Annotated in this window: 29 protein-coding genes; 10 read left to right on the top strand and 19 right to left on the bottom strand. The window is 63.4% G+C overall.

Annotation, left to right across the window (positions count from 1 at the left end; translation table 11 throughout):
* Window positions 1-7 precede the first annotated feature (7 nt).
* Window positions 8-661, bottom strand: a complete 654-nt coding sequence (locus tag CVS27_RS01730; RefSeq protein ID WP_103464002.1) for a hypothetical protein — start codon at window positions 659-661, stop codon at window positions 8-10.
* A gap of 135 nt (window positions 662-796) precedes the next feature.
* On the opposite strand from CVS27_RS01730, the gene CVS27_RS01725 reads away from it, so the two are divergent.
* Window positions 797-1,723 (top strand): pseudouridine synthase, encoded by a 927-nt coding sequence (locus CVS27_RS01725; RefSeq protein ID WP_103464001.1) that lies wholly within the window; start codon window positions 797-799, stop codon window positions 1,721-1,723.
* Window positions 1,724-1,797: 74 nt separating this feature from the next.
* On the opposite strand, the gene CVS27_RS01720 is transcribed toward CVS27_RS01725, so the two are convergent.
* The 13 genes from CVS27_RS01720 to CVS27_RS01660 form a co-directional block, all read right to left on the bottom strand.
* On the bottom strand, window positions 1,798-2,163 hold the full coding sequence (locus tag CVS27_RS01720; RefSeq protein ID WP_103464000.1) for a hypothetical protein: 366 nt from the start codon (window positions 2,161-2,163) through the stop codon (window positions 1,798-1,800).
* Entirely contained in the window at window positions 2,160-2,771 is a 612-nt protein-coding gene (locus CVS27_RS01715) for an Asp23/Gls24 family envelope stress response protein (protein ID WP_165788024.1), read from the bottom strand. Before CVS27_RS01715 ends, CVS27_RS01720 begins: the two co-directional genes overlap by 4 nt.
* A complete protein-coding gene (locus tag CVS27_RS01710) occupies window positions 2,768-3,337 on the bottom strand; it encodes an RNA polymerase sigma factor (RefSeq protein ID WP_243399623.1) in 570 nt (189 codons plus the stop codon). The genes CVS27_RS01715 and CVS27_RS01710 overlap by 4 nt, the downstream gene beginning before the upstream one ends.
* Window positions 3,338-3,474: 137 nt before the next feature.
* The gene (locus CVS27_RS01705) at window positions 3,475-3,732 is read right to left on the bottom strand and encodes a GlsB/YeaQ/YmgE family stress response membrane protein (protein WP_103463998.1); all 258 of its coding nucleotides are present in this window, start codon (window positions 3,730-3,732) and stop codon (window positions 3,475-3,477) included.
* Window positions 3,733-3,771: 39 nt separating this feature from the next.
* Window positions 3,772-3,999: a CsbD family protein gene (locus tag CVS27_RS01700; protein ID WP_103463997.1), complete on the bottom strand. Its 228-nt coding sequence runs from the start codon at window positions 3,997-3,999 to the stop codon at window positions 3,772-3,774.
* Between the two features lie 38 nt (window positions 4,000-4,037).
* Window positions 4,038-4,655, bottom strand: coding sequence for a hypothetical protein (locus tag CVS27_RS01695; protein WP_103463996.1), 618 nt, complete (start codon window positions 4,653-4,655; stop codon window positions 4,038-4,040).
* Window positions 4,652-5,296: a DUF6286 domain-containing protein gene (locus CVS27_RS01690; RefSeq protein ID WP_103463995.1), complete on the bottom strand. Its 645-nt coding sequence runs from the start codon at window positions 5,294-5,296 to the stop codon at window positions 4,652-4,654. Before CVS27_RS01690 ends, CVS27_RS01695 begins: the two co-directional genes overlap by 4 nt.
* On the bottom strand, window positions 5,293-5,685 hold the full coding sequence (locus CVS27_RS01685; protein WP_103463994.1) for a hypothetical protein: 393 nt from the start codon (window positions 5,683-5,685) through the stop codon (window positions 5,293-5,295). Before CVS27_RS01685 ends, CVS27_RS01690 begins: the two co-directional genes overlap by 4 nt.
* A complete protein-coding gene (locus tag CVS27_RS01680; RefSeq protein WP_103463993.1) occupies window positions 5,682-5,888 on the bottom strand; it encodes a DUF2273 domain-containing protein in 207 nt (68 codons plus the stop codon). The genes CVS27_RS01685 and CVS27_RS01680 overlap by 4 nt, the downstream gene beginning before the upstream one ends.
* Window positions 5,885-6,391: an Asp23/Gls24 family envelope stress response protein gene (locus CVS27_RS01675; RefSeq protein WP_370739458.1), complete on the bottom strand. Its 507-nt coding sequence runs from the start codon at window positions 6,389-6,391 to the stop codon at window positions 5,885-5,887. The genes CVS27_RS01680 and CVS27_RS01675 overlap by 4 nt, the downstream gene beginning before the upstream one ends.
* A 265-nt stretch (window positions 6,392-6,656) precedes the next feature.
* On the bottom strand, window positions 6,657-6,962 hold the full coding sequence (locus tag CVS27_RS01670) for a hypothetical protein (RefSeq protein ID WP_103463991.1): 306 nt from the start codon (window positions 6,960-6,962) through the stop codon (window positions 6,657-6,659).
* A 125-nt stretch (window positions 6,963-7,087) separates the two neighbouring features.
* On the bottom strand, window positions 7,088-9,907 hold the full coding sequence (ppc, locus tag CVS27_RS01665) for a phosphoenolpyruvate carboxylase (RefSeq protein WP_103463990.1): 2,820 nt from the start codon (window positions 9,905-9,907) through the stop codon (window positions 7,088-7,090).
* A 130-nt stretch (window positions 9,908-10,037) separates the two neighbouring features.
* On the bottom strand, window positions 10,038-10,604 hold the full coding sequence (locus tag CVS27_RS01660) for an SRPBCC domain-containing protein (protein WP_103463989.1): 567 nt from the start codon (window positions 10,602-10,604) through the stop codon (window positions 10,038-10,040).
* An 86-nt stretch (window positions 10,605-10,690) separates the two neighbouring features.
* On the opposite strand from CVS27_RS01660, the gene CVS27_RS01655 reads away from it, so the two are divergent.
* On the top strand, window positions 10,691-11,491 hold the full coding sequence (locus CVS27_RS01655) for a DUF1684 domain-containing protein (RefSeq protein WP_103463988.1): 801 nt from the start codon (window positions 10,691-10,693) through the stop codon (window positions 11,489-11,491).
* A gap of 364 nt (window positions 11,492-11,855) precedes the next feature.
* On the opposite strand, the gene CVS27_RS01650 is transcribed toward CVS27_RS01655, so the two are convergent.
* Window positions 11,856-13,073, bottom strand: coding sequence for an acyl-CoA dehydrogenase family protein (locus CVS27_RS01650; RefSeq protein WP_103463987.1), 1,218 nt, complete (start codon window positions 13,071-13,073; stop codon window positions 11,856-11,858).
* Window positions 13,070-13,849: an SDR family NAD(P)-dependent oxidoreductase gene (locus tag CVS27_RS01645; protein WP_103463986.1), complete on the bottom strand. Its 780-nt coding sequence runs from the start codon at window positions 13,847-13,849 to the stop codon at window positions 13,070-13,072. Before CVS27_RS01645 ends, CVS27_RS01650 begins: the two co-directional genes overlap by 4 nt.
* A 137-nt stretch (window positions 13,850-13,986) precedes the next feature.
* On the opposite strand from CVS27_RS01645, the gene CVS27_RS01640 reads away from it, so the two are divergent.
* Window positions 13,987-15,102: a glycoside hydrolase family 76 protein gene (locus CVS27_RS01640; RefSeq protein WP_103463985.1), complete on the top strand. Its 1,116-nt coding sequence runs from the start codon at window positions 13,987-13,989 to the stop codon at window positions 15,100-15,102.
* 236 nt (window positions 15,103-15,338) lie between these two features.
* Here CVS27_RS01640 and CVS27_RS01635 read toward each other — a convergent pair whose 3' ends face one another.
* Entirely contained in the window at window positions 15,339-16,589 is a 1,251-nt protein-coding gene (locus CVS27_RS01635; RefSeq protein ID WP_103463984.1) for a trans-sulfuration enzyme family protein, read from the bottom strand.
* A 113-nt stretch (window positions 16,590-16,702) separates the two neighbouring features.
* Between CVS27_RS01635 and CVS27_RS01630 the strand changes: the two genes are divergently transcribed.
* Window positions 16,703-17,191 (top strand): Lrp/AsnC family transcriptional regulator, encoded by a 489-nt coding sequence (locus tag CVS27_RS01630; protein ID WP_103463983.1) that lies wholly within the window; start codon window positions 16,703-16,705, stop codon window positions 17,189-17,191.
* Window positions 17,192-17,244: 53 nt separating this feature from the next.
* Here the strand turns inward: CVS27_RS01630 and CVS27_RS01625 are convergent, their stop codons facing one another.
* The gene (locus tag CVS27_RS01625; protein ID WP_103463982.1) at window positions 17,245-17,844 is read right to left on the bottom strand and encodes a YdeI/OmpD-associated family protein; all 600 of its coding nucleotides are present in this window, start codon (window positions 17,842-17,844) and stop codon (window positions 17,245-17,247) included.
* A 72-nt stretch (window positions 17,845-17,916) separates the two neighbouring features.
* Between CVS27_RS01625 and CVS27_RS01620 the strand changes: the two genes are divergently transcribed.
* The 4 genes from CVS27_RS01620 to tgt all read left to right on the top strand — a co-directional run bounded on the left by CVS27_RS01620 (window position 17,917) and on the right by tgt (window position 21,371).
* Window positions 17,917-18,588, top strand: a complete 672-nt coding sequence (locus tag CVS27_RS01620; protein ID WP_103463981.1) for a hypothetical protein — start codon at window positions 17,917-17,919, stop codon at window positions 18,586-18,588.
* 55 nt (window positions 18,589-18,643) lie between these two features.
* Window positions 18,644-19,183, top strand: a complete 540-nt coding sequence (locus CVS27_RS01615) for an NUDIX hydrolase family protein (protein WP_103463980.1) — start codon at window positions 18,644-18,646, stop codon at window positions 19,181-19,183.
* 53 nt (window positions 19,184-19,236) lie between these two features.
* Window positions 19,237-19,953, top strand: coding sequence for an SRPBCC family protein (locus tag CVS27_RS01610; RefSeq protein WP_103463979.1), 717 nt, complete (start codon window positions 19,237-19,239; stop codon window positions 19,951-19,953).
* Between the two features lie 68 nt (window positions 19,954-20,021).
* Window positions 20,022-21,371, top strand: a complete 1,350-nt coding sequence (tgt, locus tag CVS27_RS01605) for a tRNA guanosine(34) transglycosylase Tgt (protein WP_103463978.1) — start codon at window positions 20,022-20,024, stop codon at window positions 21,369-21,371.
* 34 nt (window positions 21,372-21,405) lie between these two features.
* On the opposite strand, the gene CVS27_RS01600 is transcribed toward tgt, so the two are convergent.
* Window positions 21,406-22,128: a queuosine precursor transporter gene (locus CVS27_RS01600; RefSeq protein ID WP_103463977.1), complete on the bottom strand. Its 723-nt coding sequence runs from the start codon at window positions 22,126-22,128 to the stop codon at window positions 21,406-21,408.
* Window positions 22,129-22,342: 214 nt separating this feature from the next.
* Between CVS27_RS01600 and CVS27_RS01595 the strand changes: the two genes are divergently transcribed.
* Together CVS27_RS01595 and CVS27_RS01590 are read left to right on the top strand one after the other, a co-directional pair.
* Window positions 22,343-23,239 (top strand): hypothetical protein, encoded by an 897-nt coding sequence (locus CVS27_RS01595; protein ID WP_103463976.1) that lies wholly within the window; start codon window positions 22,343-22,345, stop codon window positions 23,237-23,239.
* Window positions 23,240-23,513: 274 nt separating this feature from the next.
* A complete protein-coding gene (locus CVS27_RS01590) occupies window positions 23,514-24,368 on the top strand; it encodes a MurR/RpiR family transcriptional regulator (protein WP_103464119.1) in 855 nt (284 codons plus the stop codon).
* The last annotated feature ends 49 nt before the right edge of the window (window positions 24,369-24,417 follow it).

Raw genomic sequence — 24,417 nt, 5'->3', positions numbered from 1 at the left:
TGCCTGGTCATGTCAGTTTTGAAACGCCCACAATGATGACCTGCGTGGTCTTGCTGCCGTCGTAGCGGAGATCGTATTCAACGTTGAACCCCAAGGCTTTCCCGACACCAACGGCATAGCTTGACTTCTTGCCGGGCTCCTCTTGAGTGCTGGTAATCCAGCGTTGCACCGGGTCTGAGTCAAGGCCGTAACTGTGCACGGCATCTCGCAACAATGCCACATATTCGTCAAGAGTTTCTGCCGTCAGGAAATAGTGGACAACATCCAACACCGGGCTGCTGTCTGTTGTCACGAAGCGAACATGGTTGGTGTCTGCCTCGAGCGTGCCGCTGCTTCCCGCGATGGTCAGCCGAAGTTTCTCCCCTTCGTTGGCGATGACGTCGGGGCCATACGCTGTGTCCGGCAGCCCGACGTCGGACTTGGCGATGGACCCGGCGCGAAAGTCCAGGCGGAGGGACCGTGATGCCTTGGCCCGGGCGATCCCGAGCTCGTCAAGGGTGGAGAGTTCGGCGTTGTCCACCAACTCCTCCGGGGTGAAGTCGGGTGGTCCGCTTGACTTGCGGACCGAGAATCCGCATCCGGCGAGGGCCGGTCCGAGCACGGCCAGGGCGCCTGCCACCACCATCCGGCGTGAGGGGTGTGCGATGAATTGATCAGACACAGACAGTCCTTCCGGCAGTGTTGCTTCCAGCCTAGGCGATCAGCGGGTGCGGGCGGCCCCGTGCTTTGGAGCATCCGCACAGTTGTCAGGGGCATGGTCAGCGCCATGACGAACCGTCGGTACCCTTGAATGGTGATGAAATCTCCCCTTCCCGTGCGCAATGGCGTCAATGCCACCCGCGTGCGCATCCCCGATGAGGGTCCCTGGACAACAGCCATGGAGTTTGTGCTGGAAAAGTTCGGCCATGTTGACCCGGCCGGGATTGTGGACAGGTTTGAACGCGGCGAAGTCATGGCGCTGGACGGCGAAATTATCACCCCCGCAACACCGCTGAACCAGCACATGTTCATTTGGTACTACCGCGAAGTCCCCGTGGAAGAACGCCTGCCCGTGGAACTGTCCGTGTTACACCACGACGACGACCTTGTTGTGGTGGACAAGCCGCACTTTTTGCCCACCACGCCCGGGGGCATGTACGTGCAGGAATCGGCGCTGGTGCGTTTGCGGGTGCTCCTGGATTTGCCCGAGCTGGTGCCCATGCACCGGCTGGACAGGATGACCGCCGGAGTGCTGCTGTTCTCGGCCAACCCGGACACCCGCGGCAAGTACCAAACACTGTTTGAGAAGCGGCGCATCCAAAAGACGTACCGCGCAGTGGCACCCGTCCGCGAAGACCTGGAACTGCCGTTGGTGGTGCACAGCCGCATGATCAAATCGCGCACCTACCTATTAGCCCAGGAAGTTCCCGGCGAGCCCAACGCCGAAACCCGGATTGAGCTCATGGACACGCGCGTGGATGAATCTACAGGCGAGAAGCTTGGCCTGTATGACTTGGCCCCGCACACGGGCAAGACGCACCAGTTGCGCGTGCACATGGCATCCCAAGGCATCGGGATCCTCAACGATTCGTTCTACCCCGTCCTGCACGAAAAGGCGCCGGATGACTACACCAAACCGTTACAGCTGCTGGCCCACAGCATTTCCTTCATTGACCCGCTGACCCGCGAACCCGTGACGTACTCCTCGAAGCTGGAGCTTGCAGCCTTCCCGAACCACAACTAACCCGCAGAAAACGTCGAAAATTCGCGATTTTGGTGCGATTTTCGGCGTTTTCTGCGGGTTAGTTGCAAAGCGGGTCAGGAACCGATCGCGGCGATCGCCACCACTGCCCTGACATCCACCTCGGGTCGCTGCAGCGCCACCTGTGCACGTATCAGGGCCGCCACCGAACGCGCTGTGGCGGGCGCCGGCAGCGTGCCGTCGGTGCCGATCCGCACTTGGACACTCATGACGGGCCGCGTGGCACCCGCACCGGACTCGTCGTCGGCCAGGCCAGCTTCCTCGGTGCACACAACAAAGGGCACCGGCGCTGGCTCACCGTTTGGTCCCAACAGCGCCCCCAACGCCTTGACGGCATTGAGCCAGAGCGGATCCGCGGAGTACACGGCGGCTACCCCGTCCGCACCCAGCACCATGTTGTGGATGTCTTCCTCCAAGCTCACTGCTTTCCCTCTTCTGTGCTTTCAGGCGCCTCTGCATTCCGGGTACCGTCCCCCAATGGCGGGCGCATGTCGGTGAATGCCACGTTGACGGCTGCAATATTCAGTTCAGTTTGTACCAAAATTTGCGCCAAAACAGCTTCCCGCAGTTCCTGCGCCAGCGACGGCAGCTGGTAGCCGTAACGGGCTGAGACGTTAATGTTCACTTCCACGGGCGCACCGGGGACGCTCACATCACCCTCAAGCCGGCAGCGCCCAATGAGCACCCCGCCCAGGGAGTCTCCCACGGCGCGAACCATGGCAATGACTGAGCCTTCAGTCGCGCTCAAGTCCTCCATATCGCCGCCTTCCAAGGGAATGGACCGTCCGGCCCGGGTCTCCAGCTTCAAGTTTGCCAAGATGCCATCCAACCAACCTGTATCCCCGGCACTTGCGCTGGCCACGTCGTCGTCCAGCAACTCCATGGCCGCAGCATTGAGGCTGCGAAGCCCCGCCAGCCGCGCCTGGCATTGCGGGCAGTGGTCAATGTGTTCTGCGTCCGGGGAGGCGCCAGTGTCCAGGTAATCACTGAGGTCTTCGATGTGCCTGCCGCAATCTTGCGTGTGGTTCATCGCCATTCCTCCATTTCCTTCACAAGCGTTGTCCGTGCCCTGGCCAGCCGGCCACGAACACTGGCGGCACTGATGCCCAGCGCCTCGGCAATTTCCTCATAGGACTGCCCACCAAATTCCTTCAAGACCCAACATCGTCGTTGTTCCTCGGGCAGCCGGGCCAGCGCAGTACTCAACGCCTGCCGCGCGGAGCCCGCAACGGCCGCCTGATCGGGAGTGGGAGCCTTGTCGGCCGTCTCCGGCTGCTCGTCCACATTCCCATGGGACTTTCGACGCCGGCCCGCATCCACCGCCCGACGCCCCACGATCCGCATCAGCCACGCTTTTACCGCTGTCCCGTCCTGCAGAGACCCAATGTCCTTCCACGCCGTGATCAGCGCGTCCTGCACTACGTCGTCGGCCTCGTCGTAGGTCCGGGCAAGGCGCCGGGCATAGGCCCGCATCAGCGGTCCATGCCGCCGGGCCAGGGCCTCAAATGCGGCCACATCGCCGTCGCCGGCCCGCTCCGCCAGAACAGCGTCAGGGGCGTCGGCGAGCTTGCCCGTTGGATTGTGTAATCGTGTCACCGGTATTGGCCTCTCTTGATGTCCCCGCCATGTCCGTGCTCGGTGCTCAACAGCGTTGCCCCCATGGACAACGATGAGCCCATGCGCAGCATTGGCCGGCAGAACGGAAGCTCCTGCCGGCCAATGCTGCACGGTGTTTAGTTGCGGCCCTTGATGGCGCCGTACCCTGCTGCAACCACAAGACCGCCGCCGATGGACAGCAGCCACGTCCGGATGTCGAAGAAGGAGCCCAGATCCGTGCGGAAGATGAGCGTTCCCAGGAAACCGCCAACAATGGCGCCAACAACACCCAAGATGATGCTGGTGACCCAACCGCCGCCCACCTTGCCCGGCATGACGGCTTTGACGATGACGCCCACAATGAGGCCCAGAAGAATGAAACTAAAGAAACCCATGATGTTCTCCTCGTTCGGTTATTTGCGAGTTCAAGCTAGTTACTTGTTGAAGCCGTCTTTGAGTTTCTGGGCGGCACTCTTGATGTCCCCGCCTACCTCGCCGGCCGCGTCCTTGATCTTTTCGCCAGCCTGCTTGGTCGACGCTGATGCCTGATCCACGCGGCCCTCCTGTTCCAGATCCGGGTTGCCCAACACGTGGCCAGCCTTTTCCTTGGTCGCGCCGAGTCCCTTTTCTGCACTGTTGCTGATCTTCTCATTCAGTCCCATAATGTACTCCTTATTGATTGCTGCATAGGGTTATTTTCTTACGCCACGCGTTCGCTGCGGGCAAATTTACTGCGGGTGCCGGACGTGATGCGGACCAGCACCGGGATTTGGGTGCCCAGCAGCGCGTCGATTTCCGTGACCAGATGTTCGACGTCGTTGGCCAGTTCCACCGGTGAGGCTCCCTTGCGGGCCTGGACACTGAGTTTCAGCCCGGTGCCTGTGATTCCGGAGCCGCCCTTGGTTTTCCAGGACTGCAGGGACGTTGACAGCACGTGGGTATTCTGTGCCAAGGCAGCCTTCACGGCTTGGCTCACCACGGCAGTGTCCACAGTGGTGTCCCCTGCCTCGCTTTGCATCTGTGCCACCTGGTTGCTGCGGCCGGTCCCCTGCGAGGCAATCCAGCACACCAGCAGCACGGTGGCGAACAGAAGCAGCGAAAACACAGCAACTGTCCACCAGCTGATCTCTGTTCCGGGTATCCGGGCCGCACCCAGCCGTTCCTGGATGCGGGCCCAGACGTCCATGCCGGCCTCGGTCCAGGACAGGGCGAATCCCCTGCTGGTGCCGGCAAGTATTCCCAGGCCTGCGGCTGCGATGAGCAGCAGGCCCAGCAAGGCCAGAAGCGTGCGGTTCAGTCCGCGGCGGGTGCCGTTCATGCGCCCACCGCCTGGTGCAGGCTCGCTTTGGTCTGCGGAGTGGACACGGTGACCGCCAGTGGACGGCGAAGTCCGTAGCCGGCCACTTCACGTTCCACGGCTTCCTTGACGCTATCCGCGTCCGCTGCCAGGCCGGAGCCCGGCTGGAGCACAACGTCGATACGCTTGCGCCCAACGCTGCTGGACACTTGTTCCGGCGCTATCTTGGCCACCGTGCGGGCGATCCGGGAAACTGCCGCTGCCAACACTTCGCTGTCAACCACCACGGCAGAACGCGGGTTGCTGGTTCCCCCGGGGTTTCCCATGATGTGCCGTGCTTTGCGCCCTGGCACTACGGCTGCCGCCAGCAAGGCTATGCCCAGAACTGCCAGCACCGTACCGGCTGCCACCAGGGCACCCGGGATAGTTTCCGTGGCAACGGTGGCTGTGCGCCTTGCAAGCTCAGCCGGGGACATCAGCAGAGCTGCATTTCCCGTGGCCGAGAGGACCATCTCCACCATCAGCCACACCAACACTGCCACCAGCACCGCCGCGGTAACGATCGAAAGGGCCGCCCTGCTGGAGTGGGTTTCGCGCAGGCCCAGCCGGCGCACAGCTCGTTGCAATTTTGCTGGTGCCTTGCTTGCTGGCGCATTACTCACTGGACTCTCCTGACTTTTCTGTGGTCCTGGCCATGAATGCCGGTGTAGCGGATGTCCACCCGCCGCACATCGGTTCCGGCAAGCTCTTGAATGCGTGCGGCAACCAGCGCCCTAGCCGCAGCCGCCCGCTCAAAGATGGTGCCGCCGTCGTTCCCCATCCGCGCGGGGTCCCATAGAGCCAGGGGCACGGCGAGCTGGACGCTGAGTTGTCCTTGCTCGTCGCGCAGGCTGGCCCGGACATCCTTGCTGGGGACGTTGCAGGCCTCGGCGGCAACCGCTGTGATCAGTTGCGTCATGGTGCCTGGGGAAATAGTGGTGTACCCGGCACGCGTGGTGGGGCGGATCTGCTGACTGTCACCGCGCACCGAGGCCAGCGTGCCGGCACTCATGAGGAGGTGCGCTTCCCGCGAAGGGCATCAACAACGCCCCGCAGATCCACTGTGCGGCCCAATGACCGGCCGGCCACGGCACCGCCCACTACGGCACCGATGACCATGAAAATCGCCACCAACAGCATGGCCCAGAAGCCAAACGCCAGTGCGCTAATGGCCAGCACGGCGGCTACGGCCGTTCCCGTCTGGGCGGGGGTCATGAGACGCGGGAGCCGCGCGGTTCACGCTGCTCGTCGTGGTCGGTGCGATTGACCTGGGCGGGCGTCTCATCGGCTTCGTCGGAGTCGATGTGGATGTCCGTGATGGACACGTTGACTTCGGTGACTTCCATGCCCACTACGTCCTCAACGGCCGAGTAGATGGCGTCACGGACAGCATCGGCAACCTTTTGCAACGGGTGCGGGTATTCCACCACGATGGTGACATCCACTGCAACCTGCGTCTGGCCCACTTCGACGCTGACGCCCTGGGTGAGATCCTTCTGGCCAACGGCCTCGCGGAGCGATCCCAGTGCCCGGGCTGCTCCACCGCCGAGGGCAAACACTCCCGGGATGTCCTGGGCGGCAATGCCGGCGACCTTGGCGACTACGCCGTCTGCCACCGTGGTGGTGCCACGGCTGGTGCCGGTCTGCTTTGTTGCTGCGCTATTGGCTGCAGGGTTGTTTGTTGCAGCGGGGTTCTTGGGCTGAGGCTGAATAGTCAAAATAATCACTCCAGAAATTCTTCGTGTTTGGATTGCTTCAAACTCGGTGCCTGGCGGCGCCTACATGGATAAGGCGTACCGAGTGACGAAATCCTCACGGTGAATTTCACGTGATCCGCGTCACATGTCAAACTAGCCCGCAGAAAACGGCGAAAAATGGCGTTTTTTATAGATTTTTCGGCGTTTGGTGGGCCCCCGCGCCCGAGGGTTCCCTGGCCGAGCTTGCGAGGGCAGGGAGGGCGCGGGGAGGGCTAGTTGCATTGAACTAGAGGGGGAGCCACTTTCCAGCCGAGCGGCGGGCGGTGCGCAGCGCGCCAGTGGTGGCCACAGTATTGATCCCGTGCGCCATGGAAACCGCAGCGTTGCGCGCAAGCTGGTTCTCGGCGTCGTACTCGCTGGCCTCCACCATGAAACGCACCGTGATGCGCGGGGTTCCGGCCACAATGTCCAGCTGATTGGCCTCCACCACATGGGCGGCCCCAACGGCGGCAACCGCCACATCCATGACTTCCTCGGGAGCGTGGCCCGGGCGCAGGCCGGTGATTTGGATGGTGGCGCGGAAGGAAGGCATGGTTCCAGCCTAGAGGAATGGGGCACCACGCAAAAAAGACGGCGCTTGCGCAAAGGGACGCCGGTGGAGCGGTGTCTTTTTGCGCAAGCGCCGTCTTTTCCCAAAAAAGTGGGAGCGGGTGCAGGTTAGCCGGTGTTGCGCAGGCCGGCGGCCACTCCGTTGATGGTGATGAGCATGGCGCGTTGCAGGCGCTCGTCCACGTCGGCCTTGGTGATGTCGGCTTCACGAACGCGGCGCAGCAATTCCACCTGCAGGTAGGAAATGGGATCCAGGTACTGGTCGCGGACGTTCAGTGAGCGCTTGAGCAACGGCTGGTTGTCCAGCAGCTCGGTCTCGCCCGTAAGCAGCTGAACTTCTGCAACCGTGAGGTCATACTCGGCGCGAATGGCCGCAAAGAGGTGGTGCAGCGGTTCCGGAACCAGCGTGGCCACGTAGTGCGCGGCAATGTCCATGTCCGTCTTGGCCAGGGTCATTTCCACGTTGGAGATGGTGGAGGAGAAGAAGTGCCAGTGCGCCAGCATTTCCTTCAGCTCAGCACCACGGCCGGCCTCGCGGGCGGCCTTCAGGCCCGAGCCAACACCGAACCAGCCCGGCACGATCTGGCGTGACTGGGTCCAGCCAAACACCCACGGAATGGCGCGCAATCCGCCCAGGCCGGAGCCCGAGTCGGGGCGCTTGGATGGGCGTGAACCAATATTCAAAGAGCCCAGCTGCTCCACCGGTGTGGATGCCAGGAAGTAGGCCGGCAGGTCCTCATGGTCAATCAAGGTCCGGTACGTGCCAAAGGCTGCGTCGGAGACAACTTCCATGATTTCGCCGAAGCGGCCCAGGTCATCGTCCGAGTGGCGCGGGGCCTGGTGCAGGGCCGAACCCTGCATCACGGCAGCCAGTGACAGCTCAAGGTTTTCACGGGCCAGTTCTGGCAGGGAGTACTTGTCGGAGATGACCTCGCCCTGCTCGGTGAACTTGATGGCGCCTTCAAGCACGCCATTGGGCTGGGCCAGGATGGCGTCGTAGGTGGGTCCGCCACCACGGCCAACGGAGCCGCCGCGGCCGTGGAACATGCGCACGTTCACGCCGTGCTTGACGGCAACGTCGCGCAGCTTGCGCTGGGTCTTGTGGATTTCCCACTGGCTGGTCATGACGCCGGATTCCTTGTTGGAGTCCGAGTAGCCGAGCATGATTTCCTGCACGTCGCCGCGGAGGCGGACCAGCTCGCGGTAGGACGGGTCGGAGAGCAGCTGGTCGACAATTTCTGCCGAGGCACGCAGCTCGTCAACAGTTTCCAACAGCGGGGCAAAGCCGATCTTGGCGTAGCGGTTATCGCCCGTGAGCTGCACCAAACCGGCCTCGCGGCCCAGCACAGCAGCCGCCAGCACGTCGTCGGCGCCGCGGGTCATGGAGATAATGTACGTTTCGATGACGTCCGGGCCGTACGTGCGCAGGGCGCGGCGGACTACACGGAAGACGTCGTACGTGCCGTCGGCAATGCCATCGAGCTTGATGGGGTGGCCGGACAGCGGGCGGTGGCTGGCCAGCTCGGTGCTCAGCACGGCCAGGCGCCCAGCACGGTCCAGCTCGGCGTAGGGTGTGCCCAGCTCGCCAACACGGTCCATGAGCTGCCCGACGGCGTCGTGGTGGTAGTCTGCGTGCTCGCGAATGTCCAAGGTGGCAAGATGCAGGCCGAAGGAGGAGATGGCCCGGCGCACCGAGGCGAGGGCGCCGTCGGCCACCAACGCCGCAGAATTGTTGCGCAGCGAAACTTCCAGCAACTCCAGGTCGGCAATGAGCTCCGCGGTCTCGCTGTAATCGCGGCCCACCTCATGGTAGGAGTCATTGGCCACGCGCTTTTGCGTGTTGATCAGTTTGGCCTTGATGCAGGTGAGCTTGAGGCGGTAGGGCTCGTCGGCGTTGAGTTCAAGGACGCGGGGATCAATGTGGGGCAGGTTCGCCAGATCGGTGGCGATGGAATCGGTCAGCTCCGCATCAGCACCACACAGGGCGCTGGAGTTGGAGAGGACGCTGAGCAGCTCGTCGATGAGCACCAGGGAGATCTTCACGGCGTTTTGGTTCTGCAGGATCAACACGTCGCGCGTCACCTCGGGGGTGACGTTGGGGTTGCCATCGCGGTCGCCACCGATCCAGGTGCCGAAACGCAGCGGGGCCGCGTCGGCAGGCAGTGAAACACCGTGCTCGGCCAGCAGGTCACTGAGTTCGGTCAGCACCTCCGGCATGGCGTCGGTGAGGATGTTGCGCAGGTAGTAAATAGCGTTGCGGGCCTCATCCAAGGGGGTGGGGCGGACCTTGCGCAGTTCATCCGTCTGCCACATCTGGTCGATGATCTCAGCCAATTTCCGGTCCTGGCGGGCGCGGGTGCTGCTGCCTTCCTCGGAGGGTGTGGACAGGATGTCGGAGAGCTTGCGGATCTTATCCAGCACCGAGCGCCTGGATGCTTCGGTGGGGTGGGCCGTGAAAATGGGGCGCACGTCCAGCTCGTTGACAACCTTTTGCAGCGCGTCCTTGCCGGCCTTGTCGGCAATCTCGGTGACGGCCTTGGCGAGCCAGCCGTCCTTGTCCGCGCGGCTGCGCAGGCTGCGCACGCGGTGCACCTGCTCGGCGGCGTTGGCCAGGTGGAAGTAGAACGCAAAGGCGCGGACCAGGTCGGTTGCCTGCTCCAACGGCAGGGAGGCGAGTACTTCGCGGACCTGCACGGCGACGTCGTTGGCACTCCAAGGGCCTGTGCCGCTTTCGCCGCGGGCAGCTTCCTTGGATTCCTTCGTCAGCAGACGGACCTGCTCCACCATGGCGAGCAACTCGGGGCCGTGCTGGCGGACCAGCGATTCGCCCAGCAAGGTGCTGACGCGGCGCACGTCGCGGCGTAGATCGGTGTCCTGCTCCGGGTCCTGCGAGGTGCCCGGCAGGTTTGCTTGCAAGTCTGAGCTCATGAGTCAGCGTCCTTACGGTCTGTGAATCTGGGGTGCTCGTATGCGACGTTGGATACGGTAGGGCCCAAGACAGGGCCGCTTGGATCCTACTTGGGGATGGTGCGCCGGAGCCAATCCGTCTCAAATAGTGTCAGCGCTGGGCCGCCGTGTAAAGGGCGTGGATCTGCTGCCAGCACGGGAAAAAGTCATCCCACCAGTGCTGCCAGTCAACGCTTTTGCCTTCCAGCGCTTCCTGCAAATGATCCAGGTGAACATGCCATCCGGCCAGGGACATCAGCACCACCTCATCCGGAACGGAAATGATGTTGCTGAACACCATCTGTGTGCCGGTCTCGGTGGGGGTGAGCTCCACGCGAATGGTCCCGTGCATGGAGTTGGAGAGTTCCAGGACGTGCGGCTCTGCAGCGTTGATGACGCGCCCGTTCCACCAGTCGGTCTCGATCCCGTGGCCTTCGTCTTTGACGTTGAGCCATTTCAAGTCAAAGGAGGACCCTGTCTTGGCCTTCCCACGGACCTTGGCCCACCACAGGGGGGTCTTTTCCGGATCGGTCAGCATGAGCCACAGCACCTCGGGCGTCACGGCGTAGTGCCGGGTCAATGTCAGTTGGGTGCGCTCGGCGTCCAGCGGGGCGGTAGTGCCCAGTTCAAACCGGGTCATGTCCTTGTTCAGCGCTGTGTTGGGTGAGTTTGTAGCCATGGCACCATTCTTTCACCCCGGAATAGCAATATGACCCCAAGGGTTGTGCCTACCGTAGAGCAACACCACAGTTTGCAAGGAGCCCCATGAGCACGCACAGCACCGAACTCGACCGCCTCACCCAGCGCTGGGAACGGTTCCGCCAAGGCCGCAACGCGGCGCTCGCCGCCCCTCACGGCTGGCTCACGCTCACCTCCTTCCAGTGGTTGCCGCCGGTCCCGTCTCCCCTGCAACACCTCCCCGGGCTGTGGAGTTTTGAAGGCACGACGGCGTTCCTCACCGCCAGCGCCGAGGATCACCTGACGCTGATGGAAAGCGGGGAAGCGGTGGTGGGCACCATTTCCGTCCAGCTGTCCGACGAAGAATCCGTCCTGTGGGTAAAATCCGGATCCGTTGTTGTTGAACTGGGCATGCGGGCCAACCGGTACATGATCCGCACCCGCGATCCTCAGTCCCCCACCCTGACAGAATTCACGGCTGTGCCTGTCTTTGACTACGACCCCGCCCTGGTGGTCACCGGAAAGTTTGAACCATACAGCGCGCCGCGCACTGCGGCCATCAAGACGGCGCATCCGGAGGTTCCCGGAATGGTTGTCTTGGTGGGCGACGTTGTTTTTGACCTTGCCGGCAACGCCTACCGCTTGGCCGCGGAACAAGGCCCCTTGGGTTCGCTGATAGTCACGTTTGCCGACGCCACGGACACTACCGGCTCGCATTGGCGCAAGCTGGAGCTGACCAAGCCTCGTCCCGATAATTCAGTGGTGGTGGATTTCAACCGCACCATCAATTACCCCAGCGCGTTCACTGACTATGGCACGTGCCCGGCGCCGTCGGAGGGCAACACCTTGCCGGTGTCCGTGGAAGGCGGCGAGTGCAACCTGCGCTAAGCAAAACCGCGCAGCCACTTGTGCCTGTGGTGTGGCGGCAGTTTATGCGCCTACTTGAGTGCTGGCATGGCGCATGACTCGAAGCCACTTTGGCTATGCGCTGGGCGGTTACCCAGCATGGCGCCAGTGACAAAGCTGCGCCGTGCTGGCCGCTAGCGAAGCGCATGGTCAAAGTCGGGGCGCACTGTAGGGGTCATGCGTCACCGCAGATTTCAGCTTTGCGCATAGGCCCTGGGCAACTGCCCTTCATCACCAGCGCTCATCTCGTGCGCGTTGCCCCACAGAACTGACCCGCAGAAAACGCCGAAAATTCACGATTTGGACGTGTTTTTCGGCGTTTTCTGCGGGCTAGTTGCAAGGAGGGCTAGACGATGGCTGATACGCCTGTGATGGCCCGGCCGGCGATGAGCGTGTTGATCTGGTGCGATCCCTCGTAGGTGTAGATGGCCTCGGCGTCGGCGAAGATCTTCGCCATGCCAAAGTCGCTGACAATGCCGTTGCCACCCAGGATGGACCGGCCCATGGCCACGGTTTCGCGCATGGCGGCAGTGGTGTGCGCCTTCGCGAGCGCCACCTGGGCCATGGTGGGTCCCGCTGCCGAAGCTACGGAACCTGTAGATCCGGGCGCACCGTCCTGCAGGGCGGCAATGCGGACCATCATGGCGAGCGACGACGTAGCGTTGCCCAGCATTTTGACCAACTGGTCCTGGATCATCTGGAAGGCAGCGAGCGGTTTCCCGAACTGCTTGCGTTCCACGGCGTAGGCCCGGGCCACGTCAAAGGCTGCCAGCTGTTGCCCCACCGCCTGCCAGGCCACGGAGATCCGCGAGCTGAGCAGCAGCTTGTTGATGTCCTCGAATGAATTCACGGATGCGAGTCTGTCGTGTTCCGGAACGCGCACGTCCACCAGGGTGATGTGTGCGTTTTGCACGGTCCGCAAGGCAATCTTGTTTTCAATCTTGGTACGCGTCACCCCGGGCAGCGTGGCGTCCAGGAAGAAGCCCCGCACCTGCCCGGTATCGGCATCCTTGGCCCAGAGCAGCATGCGGTCGCAAAACGTGCCATTGCCAATCCAGCGTTTGGCGCCGTTGACCACCCAGTGGGTCCCGGAGTCGTCAATGACCCGCCGGGCTATGGTGACCATCCCGCCCGCCACGTCGCTGCCATGGTCGGGCTCCGTCAGGGCAAAGGCGCCGGTGCTGCGCAGGGAAATGGCGTCCGGGAGCATCCGCTCCTTTTGTTCCGGCGTGCCAAAGTCGATGAGGGCTTGGACAAAAAGGTCGTGGTGGACCAGGAAGAACGTGGCCAAGGAGGTGTCCGCCCGCGTCATTTCGGCCACCACCAGGCCAGTGAACAAGTGGCTGAACCGGCGGCGGTCCGGTGCTGCCAGCTCCAAGGCGGCAATCTTGGGCAGAATCTGCGCAGGGAATTCGGCGTTGTTCCACCAGCCGACGGCGTGCGGGGTCACTTCAGTGGCCAGGAAAACACGCAACTGCGCCAATTTGGCTTGTTCGTCAGCACTCAGCGACGCCGCAAAACCGTAAAAGTCGGCGCCGGGCAGCTCTCCCGGAGAAAATGTCATTTTGGTGCCATCCGGATGGCGCCGTCCAGACGGATGGTCTCGCCGTTGAGCATGGCGTTGGCGCAAATGTGCTCCACCAGGGCCGCGTACTCGGCGGGCTTGCCCAAGCGTGAGGGGTGCGGCACCTGCTGGCCCAGCGAATCCTGCGCGGCCTGCGGCAGCCCCGCCAGCATGGGAGTCTCAAAAATGCCCGGCGCAATGGTGACCACACGGATCAGCGACCGCGCCAGCTCGCGGGCCAACGGCAAAGTCATGGCCGCCACCGCCCCCTTGGATGCGGCGTAGGCAGGCTGGCCAATCTGCCCGTCAAAGGCCGCCACGGACGCCGTGTTCACAATGACGCCGCGCTCGGGGCCGAACTCTCCGGCCAGCGGTTCAGCCGCCGCCATGGCCGCGGCAGCCAGCCGCACCACGTTGAACGTGCCTATGAGGTTGATTTGGATGACGCGGCTGAACTGCTCCAGCGGCAGTACGCCGTCGCGCCCCAGCACCTTGCCGGGGGTGGCAATACCTGCACAGTTGACCACCACCCGCAGCGTCCCGAGCCACGCGGCAGCCTCCACCGCGGCCTGAACCTGCGCCTCATTGGTGACGTCGGCCGGGGCAAACACGACCCGCTCCCCCAGCTCCGCCGCCAGTTCTGCGCCTTTCGAGCTTGGCAGGTCAAGGAGTACGACGCCGGCCCCCGCCGCATGCAGCCGCCTCGCCGTTGCCTCGCCCAAGCCGGACGCAGCGCCAGTAATCAGCGCAACGGTGCCATTGTGTGAAATTTCCATGGATCCTCCTCGTTGAGGCTGGCCCGAAGCGAACCGGGCCCAGAAATGATTGCGTTAATGAATACTAACTGAAATTCTGTGGTGGCGGACCCGCGTGACGGAGCTTTTCGGAACGGCCAAACAGTACGCTTGGTGCCATGACAGGCAACCACTTCCAGCCCACCACGGCCGGGGCCACAGCCGCCCACTGGGCGGCGCTCGCCGAACAAGCCGGCTCGGACGTGAATACCCGCTTTGGCCACCGCCTCATGGGCCTGCCCGGAACTTGGCTAGGCGCCGTTGACGCCGCCGGTGATGGGCAAGTAGCCAGCCGCCGGCGTTCAACCCCGCAATCCCCCTGGAACTACTGGTGGCAGGCCCACTATCTGGACGCCATGATCGATGCGGCCCAGCTCGCGCTCAGCACAGGAAAAGGAGCGGCCGCAGCCAAGGAACTCCAACGCGCACAACGCCTGCTGCGCGGCATCATGATCCGCAACTTTCTGCGCTTTCCCAACTATTTTTATGACGACATGGCCTGGCTGGCGCTGGCAGCCGCGCGGCTCAACGACCTCCACCTGCAGGTTAAGGGCCGCCGCGCACCGCTGGCCCGGTTCGCCGTCAGCGCCCTGCACAAACAGCTGCACCTTGCCCATGACATGGTCCTTGGCGGCGGCATCTACTGGTCCCGCAAACGTGATTTCAAGAACACCCCGGCCAACGGTCCCGCCGCACTCCACTTCACCCGGATGGGCGAGGTGGATAGGGCCCGGAGCATTGTTGAGTGGCTGCGCAGCGAACTCTTTGACCCGGAGTTGGGGCTCTATGTGGACGGCATCCACCCATCAGCCACGGGCCGCGACGTTGAAAACACCATCTACACGTACAACCAGGGCCCCATTCTGGCCGCACTGCTGGAACTGGGGCAGCCCGAGTACCTGGACCAAGCCGCCGGGCTGATTGACGCGGTTGCCCGCCAACTCCGCACGCCCGGGGAGGGGATTCGCTTGGAGCCGGGAGGCGGCGACGGCAGTCTCTTCACAGGCATTCTGTGCCGCTATCTTGCCCTGGCCGCGCGCGAGGAGAGGCTGCCGGCGAAAACCCGGGAAACGGCGTCGGACATGGTCAGGGAGACGGCTGCGGCAGTTGCCGGGCAGGCTCCGGAACAGCTTTCGGCCGCCGTGCAGCGATGGAGTATTTTTGCAGCGGCTGCCACGTGTCCACAGCCAGGACCCGCCCCAGCATCACCACAGCCAGCGCCACGGAGGCCATGACGACGCTGAACCAGTGAAAGCCCAGGTAGAGCCGGCTGATGGCTACCGCCGGGATCAGCACGACGGCGGCAATCACCGCAACCGCCCGGAGCACGGTGGTGCTGTGGCGCGAAAGCAACAGGTACGCGAGCACCACCGCGGTGACGATTTCCCAGAGGATCGGTGCCCCATGACTGCGCCGGGCCACGAACCAGCTGTGGACGGACTGGTCCCAGACCGCGATGCCCATTTTTCCCCTACAGCACCGCGGCTTCCACCCGGGGGTCCGACGCGGAGCACCCCAGCGGGCTGAGCGCCTGGTCCAGATCGGCGATGAGGTCAGCAACGTCCTCCAGACCGATCGAGAGGCGGACAAGGTTGGCACCAGGCCGGGCCTCCGGGGCAACCGGGCGGTGGGTGAGCGCGGCGGGGTGCTGGATGAGTGAGTCCACGCCGCCCAGCGAAACCGCATGGGTGAACAGTTGCACGGCCGAGGTAAATCGGTTGGCCGCGTCAAAGCCGCCGCGCAGGGTGATCGCAACCATGGCTCCGGGACCACGCATCTGGTGCTGCAGCAGGGACCGTGGATCGCCGTCGCTCCCCGGGAAATAGACCTTCTCCACCGCCGGATGGTTGGCCAGCCAGGCGGCAATGACACGGGCGCTCTCTTGCTGACTGCGCACACGAATGGGCAGCGTGGTCAGGCCGCGGTGCAGCAAGTACGCTCCCAGCGGGTGCAAGATGGCCCCGGTGATGGCGCGGACCCGGCGCAGCGCTTCTGCGGTTTTCTCGCTGCAGGCGATGACACCACCCACGGCATCGCCGTGGCCGCCAATGTACTTGGTGGCGCTGTGCAGGGACATGGCGGCACCCAGGCTGATGGGGTTTTGCAGGATGGGCGTGGCGAAGGTGTTGTCGACCAGGACGTCCACGCCGCCCGCCTGAGCCACCACGTTGCGAATGTCGACCAGATCAAGGGTGGGGTTTGCCGGCGTTTCCAAAACCACCAGGACGGTGCTGTTGCGCATGGCGGCGGCAACCTCGTTTTCCGTGCAGAAGGTCACCTCCACTCCCAAGAGGCCGGAGGCCAGGAGGTGGTCGGTGCCGCCGTACAGCGGACGAACGGCAACCACATGCGGCTGGCCGGTGCTGCGTCCACCATCTTGGGCCGTGACGTGGGCGGTGGCCTTGCTGGCCAGGATGGCAGCGGTCATGGCTGCCATCCCCGAGGAGAAGGCAACCCCCGCCTGCGCCTTTTCCAATTGGGCCAGGGCGCATTCAAAGCGGGCAACCGTGGGGTTCCACAACCGCGCGTACACGGAGCCGCCGTCGGCCAGGGGATGCCCGCCGAGCGCCATGGACTCATAGGAATCCCCGCCCCGTTCAATGTCGGGAAGCGGGTTCGTGGTGGACAGGTCAAGGGGAAGCGCGTGGACACCCAGCGCCTGCAGGTCCTCACGGCCACCATGCACGGCCACGGAATCGGGGTTCAAAAATTCGCTATTCATGGCTCAACAATGAACGTGTGAACAACATTTATCTAGATATTTGAATGAATGAGTAATAAAGTGAGCCAAATCAAGCATTTCCACCAAGGGATACCGGCTCTACGGGAGGCACCTTGCAGAAAGCACAAACACCCAAGGGTGCTGCCGGACTGGATCCCCTGGATCTGGCCATCCTGCGGGCGTTGCTCACGGACAGCGGCCTCACCAACAAGGCCATTGCCTCACGGCTGGGCCTTGCCGAGTCCACCTGCGCATACCGGCTGCGAACGCTCAGGGACGCCGGTGTCATTGTGGGAACCCGGGTCAAGCTGAGCCTTGAGGCGCTGGGATTCCCACTGCAAGCCATTGTCAAGGTGCGGCTGGGCAGCCACAACGCCGAGCATGTGAACACCTTGTACAGTCAGCTGACGCAGGTTCCCGGCGTCATCGCCGCGTTTCATGTCGCCGGTGAAGATGACTTCCACCTGCACGTGGCGGCGGAGAATCCCGAGGCCCTGCGCGATCTGGTGCTCAAACACATCACCGTCCACCGGGTGGTGCGCCAAACCGAGACCCAGCTGATTTTCGAGGCGCGCGACGGCGTTGGGGTGCTCGCCCAGTAGGCCGTGCCGCGCCGGGCCACACCGGTGCCGGGCCACACCGGTGCCGGGCAGTGCTACGTCGCGCCGGCAGGCTTGCGTTTTTGCGGGTACGGAGTCTCGCCGCTGGCAAGCATCTGCACAAAGCGTGCAACGTTTGCTGCCCTGATAGTCGGCGTCTTGACGCTGGTGGTGCGGTAAATCAGGGCATACCTGTTGGTGGCCGTGAGCACGTCAAACATGGCCTGCGCCTGTGGATTTGCCGCAATGGCAGCCGCCAAGTCCGCGGGAAACTCGGCACTGGCCTGCCCCTCATAGGCAGCTTCCCAGCGTCCATCCGCCTTGGCGGCATCGGCGGCCGCACGCCCTGCAGCTTCCATCAGGCCGGCGTCAACCAGCCGGTCAAAATGGCCCGTATTGATCTTGGACCACTTGCTGGACTTGGTGCGCGGGGTAAACCGCCGCAGGTGACTGCCGTCGTCGCGCTTACCCGCAACCCCGTCAATCCAGCCAAAACACAGTGCCGCATCGAGGGCCCCCGCATAGCTGAGCTCCGTCACGGAACCGCCCTTTTTGTGCAGCACCAAGCGGACGCCGGGACTTGAGGCGTGATTTTCGCTCAGCCACGCCCGCCAGGCACCGGCGTCGGCAAGGAGCAGCTCCGGAAGTTCAACCATGGTCCAACAATATCGCCACGATGGGCGCCGTTGGGTTGATAATTGGAAGTAAACACTTCTTCAGGAGAGACCATGCTGCGCGCCCGTCCAGTCCTCTACACCTCAAAGCTCGCTGAGTACTCGCAACTGCTGCTTGCGCTGGGCATGTGGCGTGTCCAGGACGCCGGCGATTGGCAGGTCTTCGATTCAGGTAACGGAAAAGTTGGTCTGCAGGGGGTCCTTCCAGGGGAGCAGGACGGCACTGCTGCGCTGGGCTTTGAAATCCGTGACGCCCCGATCTTTGTCCGCCGCACGCTTGCCGATGGGACGCACGCCGAGCTGGTTGATTCCGGCCACGGCCCCACCGCGCGCGTCATTGCCCCGGACGGTTTCACGTTCCTGGCCGACCCCGTGGTGGACACCCCCTCCGCCGAGCCAGCCACCAGCCCTCTGACGGTGGTGCAGCTGTGGAGCGCCCCGGATGTCGGGGAGGCTGAAAAGGTCCTGGCGGACATCGGCGCGAGGCCGGTGGCCGGGCGTCCCGACGCGCCCACCCTCTTTCACGCCAAGAACGGCGGTCTGACGGCCGCCCGCCTGGGTGAGGGCTCCGGCGTCGAACTTGGATTTAAGTACGACGGCGACCTCACCGCCTTGGCTGCCCAACTCGCCGCTGCGGGGGTGCCGGCCTCCCTTGACGGGGACGTTGTGGTGGTCCAAAACCCGCACGGCGGAACCCTTCGGATTGTGGATTCGCTGGAATTTTGATGCGCTTAGCGGAACGGAGGCGGCGAGTGGGGCGCGGATGGGGTAGAACTTAGGTATGAGCGTCCGTACTCCTGATCCATATCCCGGCTGGCTGTCCAACGAAGACCTGTATGAGGCCCGCAACCGACTTCCCATGGTTTATGTGGAGGTGGTTCCGGTGCGCATCGACCCGCTGGGCTATGTCAACGAAATTGGTTTGCTGCTCCAGGCTGACGAGGAAGGCGCCATGGTGCGCACCTTGGTCTCGGGGCGTGTGCTGTACCGCGAGACCATCCGGGCCGCGCTGATCCGCCACATTGAAAAGGACTTGGGCCCGCTGGCGTTCCCGCAGCTGCCTGTCAGTCCGCTGCCGTTCACGGTGGCCGAGTATTTGCCGTCCCCTTCAGAGACCGGTTTCACGGACGAACGCCAGCACGCTGTGGCCATGGTGTACGTCATCCCCGTCACGGGCGAATGCGAACCACGCCAGGACGCCCTGGAACTGACCTGGATGACGCCCGAAGAGGTGCTCAGCGAGGATGTGCAATCGGAATTTGTGGGCGGCCGCGGGGCTCTGGTGCGCCAGGCCATCTCCTATGCGGGCTTGGGCCGGTAGCAGTCCGCGCGCCACACTAGCCGGTTTCGCGTATCCGGCGTAGATTACCTTCCATGGCTGCCACCGAGATTTCTCTGCTCATCAATGCCGACGCCGAACAGCTGTGGCGCATGCTCCGGGAACCGTCACGGGTTGCGCAGTGGCACGGCTGGGACATCGACGGCCTGGGTGAGGAGATTACGCAGATCTACTTTTCTTCCGTTACCGAAAGCGCCGACCATTTGCGGTTGGAGCTGGAAATGGGCGACGTCTTTGTCCTTGAGCCCCGGCCCGATGGCACCTTGCTCACGCTGACCCGGGGGGTCACCACCGGTGAGTGGGCCAAATACGATGCCGACGTGACCGAGGGCTGGACCATGTTCGTGCACCAGCTCAAGTTCGCCGTGGAACGCCACCCTAAAACACCCCGGCGCACCCTGTATGTTGATGGCACCAGCGCGGCCCACACCAATCTCTGGGACGCCTTGGGCATCGACACCGGCTGGCTGCCGGAAGCCGGTGAAGCCTACGAGATCACGCTCAACACGGGCGCCACGCTGGCGGGAAAAGTTTGGTACCGCACGGAAACCCAGGTGGGGCTGACCGTGGCCGACTACGCTGAGCACGGCGACGGGCTGCTGATCATGGCTGCACAGGCGCCCCTGCCCGGCGTGCGAGAACACCCCGGCGCCCAAATCTGCGCCACCACCTATGGACTGGGCGCCCACCACTTTGACGCCATCGCCGCACAGTGGGACGCCTTCATGGAAGACCACTACTCCGACGAATAAACGGGTGCGGCGGGTTGCGTTGGACACCTTCGGAAGGGGATGCGGGCAAACACTGGCAAAATGGAACCATGTCCTCCCCTGAAACTGTTACAAATTTCCTCGCGCCCGATCCCACAGGCGCACCCGGCACCATCCCCGCCCGTCCGGCGTCGCAAAGTGAATTCAGCTTTGACGTCACCACACGGCTGAACGAGACGTGCTCACCGGGCGCCGACCAGATTGCGCTCAACGGCGGGGAGTTTCAGGGCCGCACGGGCGTCATCACCACACCCCACGGAACCATCAAGACCCCCGCCTTCATTGCTGTGGGCACCAAGGCAACCGTGAAGTCGGTGCTTCCCGAGTCCATGGCCGAGCTGGGCGCGCAGGCGCTGCTCTCCAACGCCTACCACCTGTACCTGCAGCCGGGCGCCGACCTTCTGGACGCTGCCGGCGGGCTGGGCAAATTCATGAATTGGCAGGGCCCCACCTTCACCGACAGCGGCGGCTTCCAGGTCATGAGCCTGGGTTCCGGCTTCAAGAAGGTCATCAACATGGACGCTGTGGCGTCCTCCCCCCACGCCGGTGCCGATGATTCGGTGGCCGTCGGCAAGGAGCGTTTGGCGCACATTGACGACGACGGCGTCTGGTTCAAGTCGCACCTGAACGGGGACATGCACCGCTTCACCCCCGAGGTGTCGATGCAGGTCCAGCACCAGATCGGCGCGGACATCATGTTTGCCTTCGATGAGCTGACCACGCTGCTGAACTCGCGCGGCTACCAGGAGATGTCACTGGAAAGGACGCGGCTTTGGGCGCTGCGCTGCATTGCCGAGCATTTCAGCCTCACCGAGGAGCGCGTGGGCAAGCCGTACCAGGCATTGTTTGGCGTGATTCAGGGCGCCCAGTATGAGGACCTGCGCCGCAAGGCCTCCCATGATTTGGGCGAAATGAACTTTGACGGTTACGGCATCGGCGGGGCGTTGGAGAAGGAAAACCTGGGCACCATTGTGCGCTGGTGCTCCGAGGAACTGCCCGAGAACAAGCCGCGCCACCTGTTGGGCATTTCCGAACCCGATGACATCTTCACGGCCATCGAAAACGGGGCCGACACCTTTGACTGCGTCTCCCCCACCCGGGTGGCCCGTACCTCGGCCTTCTACACCCCTGACGGCCGCTTTAACCTCTCCGGCGCCAAGTACAAGCGCGATTTCACGCCCCTGTCCGAGGAATGCGACTGCTACACGTGCGAGAACTACACGCGCGCCTACATTCACCACCTGTACAAGGCCAAGGAGATGGTGTCGGCGACCTTGATTTCCATCCACAACGAGCGTTTCGTGGTGAAAATGGTCGACGACGCCCGTCTCGCCATCGAGGACGGCACATTCTTCGCGTTCAAGGCCGAGACATTGCGCCGCTACTACCCGAAAAAGTAGGCCCGCCACCGAAATTTGCTGCCGATGTGGTCTTTTAGGCCGCGACGTACGTCGGCTCGTGGCGCTTGAACCAGCCGATCGCGGCAGCGGTGACGGGGATCAGCAGGTACTGCAAACCCACCTTGTACACAAAGCCCACCACCACGTAGTTGGCGAACATCCCGAAGCCCACAATGCCAATGACGGGCGCGGCAATGGCGCAGAAGATCAGCGTGTCAACAAATTCGCCAACACCACTGGAGCCCATGAGACGGGCCCACAGTTTACGTTCGCCGTGACGCGCTTTGAGCCTGACCATGATCGTGGAATTGATGGTTTGCCCGGCCAGGAACGCGAGCAGGCTGGCCAGCACAATTTGCGGCACCGGCCCCAGCGCGTCTTCCATTGCCTGCTGCTTGGTGACTCCGTAGTCGTCGGTGAATCCGGGCAGCGCAATGATCACCCAGTAGGTCAGGGAAGCGAAAATGGACAGCGCAAAGGTGGTCAGAATGGCTTTGCGGGCCACCTTGAAACCATAAATCTCGCTGATGACATCACCCAATATGTAGGCGAACGGGAACAGGAAGAACCCGCCGTCGGTCACGATGGGCCCAAAAAGCACGCCCTTGGAGGCGCCAATGTTGGAGAGAATAACAATCACTGCCATGCACGCCAACAGGATCCCAAAGTAGGGACTTCCGACGGCGGCGAAGGAGGGTGTGGCGCGGGCGCCTGATGAAAGAGGGGTTGCCGAAGCGTTGCTTTGCAGCGAGGACATGATGAAGTCTCAAATTTCTGTAGCTAAGTGGTTTGCTCATACCGGCGCCTCCGCAAGGAGGTTGGGCCTGTCGGCTGTATTATCACTGGACCCGTCTGCACCCGGGCCATCCCCAATTCTGCCATGAGCTGCACATTCTGCCCACCCGGGCACCCTAGGGGCTAGGCTGAAACGGAACGCCGAATGCCATGCGAGGACGCTAGGAGTTACAAAAATGAATTACTGGTGGGTCAGCCACGGCCGCAACTATGAGTCAGCCATCGACGATGGAACCCTCTGGAGTTGCCCGGCCCCCGACGGGGATGCAGAGCGGGAGATCATCAAGGAACTTCGCAAGGGCGACGTGGTGTTCAACTACTTCGGCCCCTACGTGCGGGCCATTAGCGTGGTCACGGACCAGTGGCAGGACAGTCCGCGCCCTGCGGGATATGAGAAGCATCTCGAAGAACCCGACCAAGGCTGGTTGGTGCGTACACACCCGCTGGCAGAAAACTTGCAGCTGCACCGCCAACGCGCAGCCGACATCACGGCCGACGGCGGGCCCGGACCCTTCAATGCAGCCGGCAAACCTGCGCAGCGCTACATTTCCGCCCTTTCCGTCGAGGAGGGGCAGGAGCTTCTGGCCGAGGCTGGTGTCACAGCCCCGCAATCGTCGGCAACAAGCCTGCGCGGCCTGCCCGGCAGCGTGTGGGGCGCCGATGAGCCGGATGAAAAGACCCTGACGACCATCCGCTTGGAACAGGCCCATCTGCGCAAGAACTTGCTGCGGGGACGCCTGACTGCCCCGTGCGCCCTGTGTGGCGAACAGTACCCGGCCCGGTTGCTGATTGCTGGCCACATCAAACCCCGCCCCGAATGCAACGATCAGGAACGCATGGACTACGCGTCCAATGCCATGCTGACCTGCGCCCTGGGCTGCGATGCACTGTACGAGTGGGGCTACATCGTGGTGGGGCCTGTCGGCCAGATCCAGGCCGGCCAGGCCGCGGAAACTCCCCGCATCGAGGCAGCCGTGGAGGCCCTGGTGGGTGGCCACTGCGCTGCCTTCGACGAGCACACGGCGGACGCGTTTGCCGAGAACCGGCGCCTTATGCTCGAACCCCAGCCGTAAGCCCCGCCTGCTAACTAACATCGCCCAACCTTCGACGCCGGCATACTCCTGTGTGCCAGCGTCGAGTTGCGTGCGCCCAGAGTTCCCCCGCTCCACGCCACCGCAGGCGCAGGATGTGTCCAAAAATGGACATTTTGCAATTGGGATTGCAAAACTTTAATTCTGCAATCATAATTGCGGAGTGACCCACCTAACACCCCAGCCCGCGAATGTGCCTGATGCCACGTTGCCGAGCCCCGCAGCGGACCCCGACGCAGATGCCACTCACACCCGCATGGACCCCACCGGGCCCGGCGTTGATTGGCTCGATGACATCATGGCTGGCACGGCCCTCCCCAAGGCCCAGAGCCGGGTTGCGGATGTGATCATGCGCAACCCGCAACTGGCCTCCTATGCCGAAATTGCGGAAATTGCCGCCCGTGCCCAGGTCAACAACTCCACCGTGGTCCGCGCCGCCCAGGCCCTGGGATTTGCGGGCTGGCCGGATCTGCAGCGCGAATTGCGCTCACGGTATCTGGTGAAGATTTCCACCGAGGACACCTTGGTCCAGCACGGCGAGCACAGCAGCCCCCTGCGGGCTGCCTTGACCCGGGACATTGAAAACCTCCGCCTAACCCTGGACAGCAATGAGCCGGCCGAGGTCGAGGCCACCATCGCCACGCTGGCCGCGGCGAAGTCGATCCTGGTGGTGGGCCATGGCTCCTACGCCGCACCCGCGGGTGTCATGGCCCACCTGGGGGCCACCATGGGGTACCCCATCAGCGTTGAAAGCCGGGCGGGCGTCCACTTGGTGACCAGCACGAACTCGCTGGGACCGGGCGACGTCATGGTGGTCATCAACATTTGGCGCTCCATTGGCCAGATGATTGCCGCCGCCGAGTCTGCGCACCGGGCAGGGGCCACCATCATCGCCATCAGCGACATGCGCCGCGGCCGGCTGGCCGCCATTGCTGAGCATTTGCTGATTGTCCCCTCCGAGGGCATCGCGTTCTTCCAGTCCGTCACGGCCACCACCTCCGTGGTGTACGGCCTGCTCGCCGGCATGCAGGCCGCCCACCCGGAGCGCAGCCGGGAGACCATCCGCCGCTCCCAACAGCTCTGGAAAGACCTGGACATCCACCTGGACTAGCCACTCTCACTCCCGACTCCACCCTCCCGCCACACCCAAGGAAACTCCA

Origin of the sequence: Arthrobacter glacialis (genome assembly GCF_002909445.1) — a bacterium.
Taxonomy (GTDB): Bacteria; Actinomycetota; Actinomycetes; order Actinomycetales; family Micrococcaceae; genus Specibacter; species Specibacter glacialis.
The sequence above is the reverse complement of the archived record's forward strand: the minus strand, read 5'-3'. Positions and strand labels throughout refer to the sequence as shown.

Coding starts and splice junctions, on each gene's coding strand:
- CVS27_RS01625 (WP_103463982.1), bottom strand. CDS start 17,844: ATGGTTGAACTTCCGGAGCTGCTCCTTGCCGACGCCGGTGCCTGGCGG.
- CVS27_RS01615 (WP_103463980.1), top strand. CDS start 18,644: ATGAGCGTCCGTACTCCTGATCCATATCCCGGCTGGCTGTCCAACGAA.
- CVS27_RS01725 (WP_103464001.1), top strand. CDS start 797: ATGAAATCTCCCCTTCCCGTGCGCAATGGCGTCAATGCCACCCGCGTG.
- CVS27_RS01635 (WP_103463984.1), bottom strand. CDS start 16,589: ATGAATAGCGAATTTTTGAACCCCGATTCCGTGGCCGTGCATGGTGGC.
- CVS27_RS01600 (WP_103463977.1), bottom strand. CDS start 22,128: ATGTCCTCGCTGCAAAGCAACGCTTCGGCAACCCCTCTTTCATCAGGC.
- CVS27_RS01695 (WP_103463996.1), bottom strand. CDS start 4,655: ATGAACGGCACCCGCCGCGGACTGAACCGCACGCTTCTGGCCTTGCTG.
- CVS27_RS01685 (WP_103463994.1), bottom strand. CDS start 5,685: ATGAGTGCCGGCACGCTGGCCTCGGTGCGCGGTGACAGTCAGCAGATC.
- CVS27_RS01680 (WP_103463993.1), bottom strand. CDS start 5,888: ATGACCCCCGCCCAGACGGGAACGGCCGTAGCCGCCGTGCTGGCCATT.
- CVS27_RS01670 (WP_103463991.1), bottom strand. CDS start 6,962: ATGCCTTCCTTCCGCGCCACCATCCAAATCACCGGCCTGCGCCCGGGC.
- CVS27_RS01655 (WP_103463988.1), top strand. CDS start 10,691: ATGAGCACGCACAGCACCGAACTCGACCGCCTCACCCAGCGCTGGGAA.
- ppc (WP_103463990.1), bottom strand. CDS start 9,907: ATGAGCTCAGACTTGCAAGCAAACCTGCCGGGCACCTCGCAGGACCCG.
- CVS27_RS01705 (WP_103463998.1), bottom strand. CDS start 3,732: ATGGGTTTCTTTAGTTTCATTCTTCTGGGCCTCATTGTGGGCGTCATC.
- CVS27_RS01660 (WP_103463989.1), bottom strand. CDS start 10,604: ATGGCTACAAACTCACCCAACACAGCGCTGAACAAGGACATGACCCGG.
- CVS27_RS01700 (WP_103463997.1), bottom strand. CDS start 3,999: ATGGGACTGAATGAGAAGATCAGCAACAGTGCAGAAAAGGGACTCGGC.
- CVS27_RS01610 (WP_103463979.1), top strand. CDS start 19,237: ATGGCTGCCACCGAGATTTCTCTGCTCATCAATGCCGACGCCGAACAG.
- CVS27_RS01620 (WP_103463981.1), top strand. CDS start 17,917: ATGCTGCGCGCCCGTCCAGTCCTCTACACCTCAAAGCTCGCTGAGTAC.
- CVS27_RS01715 (WP_165788024.1), bottom strand. CDS start 2,771: ATGAACCACACGCAAGATTGCGGCAGGCACATCGAAGACCTCAGTGAT.
- tgt (WP_103463978.1), top strand. CDS start 20,022: ATGTCCTCCCCTGAAACTGTTACAAATTTCCTCGCGCCCGATCCCACA.
- CVS27_RS01640 (WP_103463985.1), top strand. CDS start 13,987: ATGACAGGCAACCACTTCCAGCCCACCACGGCCGGGGCCACAGCCGCC.
- CVS27_RS01595 (WP_103463976.1), top strand. CDS start 22,343: ATGAATTACTGGTGGGTCAGCCACGGCCGCAACTATGAGTCAGCCATC.
- CVS27_RS01645 (WP_103463986.1), bottom strand. CDS start 13,849: ATGGAAATTTCACACAATGGCACCGTTGCGCTGATTACTGGCGCTGCG.
- CVS27_RS01590 (WP_103464119.1), top strand. CDS start 23,514: ATGGACCCCACCGGGCCCGGCGTTGATTGGCTCGATGACATCATGGCT.
- CVS27_RS01650 (WP_103463987.1), bottom strand. CDS start 13,073: ATGACATTTTCTCCGGGAGAGCTGCCCGGCGCCGACTTTTACGGTTTT.